The sequence below is a fragment of the Pantoea sp. ME81 genome (genome assembly GCF_903970985.1).
In the GTDB taxonomy this organism is placed as follows: Bacteria; Pseudomonadota; Gammaproteobacteria; order Enterobacterales; family Enterobacteriaceae; genus Pantoea; species Pantoea communis.
Genome location: NZ_CAJCKS010000284.1, coordinates 1 through 4,157, shown reverse-complemented (window position 1 = coordinate 4,157; position 4,157 = coordinate 1). Strand labels below are relative to the sequence as shown.

Annotated in this window: 3 protein-coding genes; 2 read left to right on the top strand and 1 reads right to left on the bottom strand. The window is 52.7% G+C overall.

What is annotated here, in order from left to right; all coding sequences use genetic code 11:
* The coding region (locus H7A81_RS26245) for a LysR substrate-binding domain-containing protein (RefSeq protein WP_255479056.1) at window positions 1-248 on the top strand (248 nt) is incomplete at its 5' end.
* Between the two features lie 105 nt (window positions 249-353).
* On the opposite strand, the gene H7A81_RS26240 is transcribed toward H7A81_RS26245, so the two are convergent.
* Window positions 354-1,775 carry a hypothetical protein gene (locus tag H7A81_RS26240; RefSeq protein WP_182059226.1) on the bottom strand — a complete coding sequence of 474 codons (1,422 nt, stop codon included), beginning with the start codon at window positions 1,773-1,775 and terminating at the stop codon, window positions 354-356.
* A 268-nt stretch (window positions 1,776-2,043) separates the two neighbouring features.
* On the opposite strand from H7A81_RS26240, the gene H7A81_RS26235 reads away from it, so the two are divergent.
* The coding region (locus tag H7A81_RS26235) for a TonB-dependent siderophore receptor (protein ID WP_182059225.1) at window positions 2,044-4,157 on the top strand (2,114 nt) is incomplete at its 3' end.

The following is a 4,157-nucleotide window of genomic DNA, read 5'->3' as shown; positions in this document are numbered from 1 at the left end:
ATGTGCCACACCGGATGGCACTGGGTGACGTGGATGCACAAGTGCAGGCACTGTGTGGCGGATTAGGCGTGGCGCAGATGCCCTCCTGGCTGGTGCGCGAGCCGCTGGCGCGCGGTGAACTGGAGATCATCTTGCCGGAACAACAGCCAGATGGATTGGCTTTGACGCTGATATGGCCGCGCCGCAAGCAGCTGTTGCCGAAAGTCGATGCGCTATTGACCGCGCTGGAGGAATTACAGATTCGCTGAAGTGGGCGGCCTGAAGGCCGCCTGCTACCGCGAGCGCAACCATAATGACGTGCAGGTTTTCAGCGGGCCAGTGTCCCCGTATCAGGATCGCACAGGGGATCCTGATTAATTTTCGGGGTCAAACAGTGCGCGGGCGTAATTATGAGAAGAGACTTTTTTCTCGCTGTGCGGGATCTCCACGCTATCGATAAGCTTGGCTTGCTGATAGCTTTTCACTGTCTCATGCTGAGTGAGTTGCTGCGTGGTCTGCGCAGCCAGCTCACCTTTTTTGTTCTGCGAAACCACGGTCTGGCTGCGCTCTTCATCATCAATCAGATGATAGCGGTAATTTTGCGATGACTTAAGTGCCGTCAGTTTCGCTGCCCCGTCAGAATCCAGCGCGGTGTGGAAACTGGCTTTGAGTTTGAACAGCGTATCCTGTGTCAAATCCTGGCTATCAGTGTGTTGCTGCGAGCGGGTTTGCTGCGCGACGTCCAAAGAGAAAGTGTCCTGCTCCTCCGGTTTATAGGGATTATCAGAGCGCGGCGTCTGCTGATAGCTGGCAGAAAAATCGGCCAATCCACTAATGGCACCGTTTTTGGCGGCATTAGCATCAATGGCGATCACTCGCTGGGTATTCACGCTGTGGCTTGCCTGTCCTTGCGTGGTATTCAGCGCCCGGAAGCTGGCTTTGAAGAGATTCAGCATGTCGCGATCGCCGTGCCCACGCGTTGCGGCCTGATCAAATTTGGCAGACCACTGATCGAGTGCGGCCGCCTGCTGTTCGGCGCTGCCTGCCTGAGTCAGCTTTGACACATCCGTATCGAGCTTGATACTGACATCCCCGTTGTGAAAACCGAGCCAGCGCTCTTTATCATCTGCGTGAAGGTTGAGGGACTGCGTCACATTGTCGCCATTACGCAGATCGGTCTTCAAATCGACACTTTTCAGCTGCGAGGTATCAAACTTCATCAGGTCGCTGATATCTAGCTGTGTGGTCCCTGCATCCAAACCGTCCAGCGCTTTTTGCAAGCCGTCGGAGAGCTGACTGATGGCTGCGGCTTCATCATGGTTGAGTTTACCCCCGCTGGTATTCAGCTCCACCACCAGTCCACCCTGTTGGCGCGTCATTTGCAGACTCACTTCAATCCCTGATTGTGTGGTCACGGTGAGCGCCACCGCGCTCTGACTGTTGCTGGTGCCGTTGGCTGATGAGGTTGCGGGCACGCTTAACGTGACATTGTCACCACTCTGCACCAGGCCCTTGAGCAAACTACTGCCGATAGCGTTCATACCAACGCCGTCCGACTGCGCTGCCGCGTTGAGTTGCGCCTGTAAACTGCTGCTGATCGTGCCGCTGCTTTGTACCTGTGCCGGCACAATTTTATAGATGGCGGCAATGGCCTCGCTTGCTTCACTGAATGTCACTTTCGTGGACGCTTCAGCCTGTAAGTGGCTTTGTGCTGCCTTGCTGTTTGCGGTGGTATTTACGCTTGAACCCGCAGAAATCAGGTTGCGTAGAACGCTGTTGCCAATCCCATTTAGCATCAAAATAATCCTTCTTGTGAACTATTCCTGAAGGTTATCGGCATTCATTCAGATTCCTTTATGGATTTAGACTTGTCGTCAAAGATTGTAATGATCGAAATTAATAAGAATTTTGCATTATTGAGAGCATTCAACTTTAAAAATTATTCCGGTATTTAAATCGATTGCGCTAGATAGTATCGAAAACCCACACCGCCATTGAAATTAAGAATCATTCTCACTAAGGTATTTTCTCTTTTTTACTCCTACAAGGAAGTGGTTGAATATCATGGCAAAGCATATCTATGCTCGCTCGCTGCTCAGTGTCGTTATTGCAGCAGCATTACAGATTCCAGCTGTTCAGGCTGATGACAACACGAAACAAGACAGCCAAACCGCAGAAAACCCACCGCAGAAACCACTGACAATTTCCGATAAGAAAAGCAGTGCTGAAAACACCCTGGTGGTGACAGCCAGAGAACAAACTCTTCAGGCGCCGGGCGTCTCCACCATCGATAGCGAAGCCATTAAGAAACACCCTATCCAGCGCGATGTGGCCGAGATTATTCGCACTCAGCCCGGCGTCAATCTCACCGGGAACTCCAATAGCGGCCAGCGCGGCAATAACCGCCAAATCGACATTCGTGGCATGGGCCCGGAAAATACATTGATATTGATCGATGGCATGCCGGTCAGCAGTCGCAATTCAGTACGCTATGGCTGGAGCGATGAGCGTGATACGCGCGGTGATACCAACTGGGTGCCACCCGAGATGATCGACCGCATTGAAGTGATTCGCGGCCCGGCGGCGGCACTCTACGGTAATGGTGCGATGGGGGGTGTGGTCAATATCATCACCAAGCCCACCACTGACGAGTGGCATGGCAATTTCAATACCTACTTCAATGCGCCGGAACACAAAGATGAAGGCGCCACAAAACGCTATAACGCCAGCCTGAGCGGCGCACTGGCCGATAACCTCACCCTGCGCCTGTACGGCAACTGGAGTAAAACCCAGGCTGACGCGCAGGACATTAACGAGAGCCATACCACACCGCGTATTGGTTCCTATGCCGGCAGCTATCCTTCGGGCCGTGAGGGTTCGATTAACAAAGATATCCACTCTGCCCTGCGCTGGGAGTTTATGCCGCGCCAGGCATTGGAACTGGATGCCGGCTTTAGTCGTCAGGGCAATCTGTATGCCGGGGATACGCAGAACACCAATACCAACGCGCTGGTGCAGAAGTATTACGGCAAAGAGACCAATGTGCTCTATCGCCAGACATTGAGTTTGAAATATACAGGCGCGTGGGATAGCGGTGTCACCACCAATAACTACGTGCAGTTTGAAAAAACGCGCAATACCCGTCTCAATGAGGGCCTGTCAGGCGGCATAGCCGGGATTTTCAGCCCATCGAATGAAGGTTTCTCCACCATCTCGCTGTATGACACCAATCTGCATTCTGAGGTGAATATCCCGCTGGAAGCATGGGTGAATCAGACATTGACCCTCGGGGCGGAATTCAATCATCAGGCGATGAAAGATCCCGCGTCAAATACCGAAACGACGACGGCCGGAGGCACGGTAAACGGCATCACCAGCGATGGACGCAGCCTGTATAGCTCGGCGGATATCTATGGCGTATACGCTGAAGATAACATCGAGCTAACTGATTCCACTCGCCTGACGCCCGGCATCCGCTTCAATCATCAAAGCATCAGCGGCAGCAACTGGAGCCCGGCGCTCAACCTCTCGCAGGATCTGGGTGACGATTTCACGCTCAAATTGGGCATCGCGCGTGCCTGGAAAGCCCCGAATCTCTATCAAACCAACCCCAACTATCTGCTGTTCAGTAAAGGCCAGGGGTGCTATGCCAGTTCCGGTTACTGCTATTTGCAGGGTAACAGTGATTTAAAAGCTGAAACCAGCGTCAACAAAGAGATTGGTATTGAGTATCACCATGACGATATTCAGGCCGGATTGACCTGGTATCGCAATGACTATCACGACAAAATCGAAGGTGGCTACAGCCCGGTTTATAACAACGGCACGTCGGATGTGTACAAGTGGGAGAACGTGCCAAAAGCCGTGGTTCAGGGGCTCGAGGGCACGCTGAACTTCCCGATCACTGACTCGGTGAAAATGAATAATAACTTCACCTACATCATTGATAACGAGAATAAAACCACCGGCGATTATCTGTCGATCATTCCGAAGTACACCATTAACTCAACGCTGGACTGGCAGGCCACCAATGATCTCTCGGTTCAGGGAACGTTAACCTGGTATGGTCGTCAGAAACCGAAGAAGCTGAACTATAAAGGGGAAGCGACATCGGGCAGCGAAACCCGCCAGGTGGCGCCCTACGCTCTGGTGGGCATGAGTGCGACTTATAACGTGAC

Bases quoted from the DNA above. Each gene is read 5' to 3' on its own strand.
- H7A81_RS26240 (WP_182059226.1), bottom strand. From the start codon at position 1,775: ATGCTAAATGGGATTGGCAACAGCGTTCTACGCAACCTGATTTCTGCG.